The organism is Streptomyces sp. SID1328, from assembly GCF_009865595.1.
Taxonomy (GTDB): domain Bacteria; phylum Actinomycetota; class Actinomycetes; order Streptomycetales; family Streptomycetaceae; genus Streptomyces; species Streptomyces griseoluteus.
On sequence record NZ_WWKH01000187.1, the window covers coordinates 1 to 1,224 of the forward strand.

Sequence of the window (1,224 nt, forward strand, 5' to 3'; positions counted from 1 at the left end):
CAGGACATCCCCGTCCTGTCCTCGCCGCAGAACCAGCAGTGCGCCGAGAACTCCACCCAGGCGAAGAACGACGAGCCGCTGTCACACCTCGTCGACGACGTGTCCGTCCTCGCGGGCAACGGCGTCACCAACGACTGACGCAGGCGCGAGCGCCTCGAGAAAACCGCCCGGCAGCACGGATTTTCCGTGCGCCGGGCGGTTTTCGCTGTTCATTTTCAGGGCCTCGGAGTTGCTCCATGCTGTCAATTCCCCAGGGGCGTTCGAGTGAATTGGCGGGCCAAGCACGTTCCGCAGTTTCTTCCGCCGTCTATTCCTCGTTCTACAGCCTGCCGGTCATGGTGCGAGCCGTTCAAGTTGTGCTCGCTCGGTTTCGGCCGTCACAGGGCATGACCGCAGAGAAGGGAAAGACCATGAAGAAGAGCGCTGCTGTCGTCGCCGGCGCCATCCTGGCTCTGGGCGGGGCGGTTCCCGCCTTCGCCGACGCCGGTGCCGAGGGTGCCGCGGTCGGTTCGCCGGGCGTGCTGTCGGGCAACGCCGTCCAGGTCCCGATCCACATCCCGGTCAACGTCTGCGGCAACACCGTCAACGTGATCGCCCTGCTGAACCCGGCGTTCGGCAACGCCTGCGTCAACGACTGACGCGCGTAACGCAAGACACCAGCCCCACGGCTGCGTTCAGGCCGGCCCCGGACCGTCGATCAATGTGCATCTGCGTTCCGGGGCCGGCCTTCCCACTTCTCCGAGCAGGAAGACCACGAGATTGCGACAGACCCTGAGCAAGGGCATGGTCGTGGCCGCCGCCGCGACGGGTGTGCTGTCCTTGTACGTCAGTCAGGCGCTCGCCGATTCGGGAGCGCACGGAACCGCACAGGGCTCTCACGGCGCGCTGTCCGGCAACACCCTCAAGGTGCCGGTGCACATCCCGGTCGACATCTGCGGGCACTCCGTCGATGTGGCGGCCGCGCTGAACCCGGCCGTCGGCAACGCCTGTGTCAAGGACGCCCTCCCCAAGGCGCCCCGCACCACCGCGCCGTCGTCCTACGGTGACGACGCCGAACCGAGCACCCCGGTCAAGACCCCGCCCGCGTACGGTGCCGAGGAGACCAAGCCGCCGGGCTCGTACGGGGACGACCACAAGACGACCCCGCCCCCGTCCTACGGCCATGACGAGCCGAGCGCCCCGGTCACCACCGCGCCCGCCTCGTACGGCGACGACGAGACGACC

2 protein-coding genes and 1 pseudogene are annotated in these 1,224 nt (G+C 67.9%); all 3 read left to right on the forward strand.

Features of this window, described 5'->3' with window-relative positions:
- Window positions 1–138, forward strand: a pseudogene (locus tag GT030_RS05695) (RdlA protein); the annotation flags it as partial.
- 272 nt (window positions 139–410) lie between these two features.
- Window positions 411–638 (forward strand): chaplin, encoded by a 228-nt coding sequence (locus GT030_RS05700; protein WP_161200134.1) that lies wholly within the window; start codon window positions 411–413, stop codon window positions 636–638.
- A 121-nt stretch (window positions 639–759) separates the two neighbouring features.
- Window positions 760–1,224, forward strand: a 465-nt coding sequence (locus GT030_RS05705; RefSeq protein WP_161200133.1) for a chaplin, incomplete at its 3' end; no start/stop codon positions are given.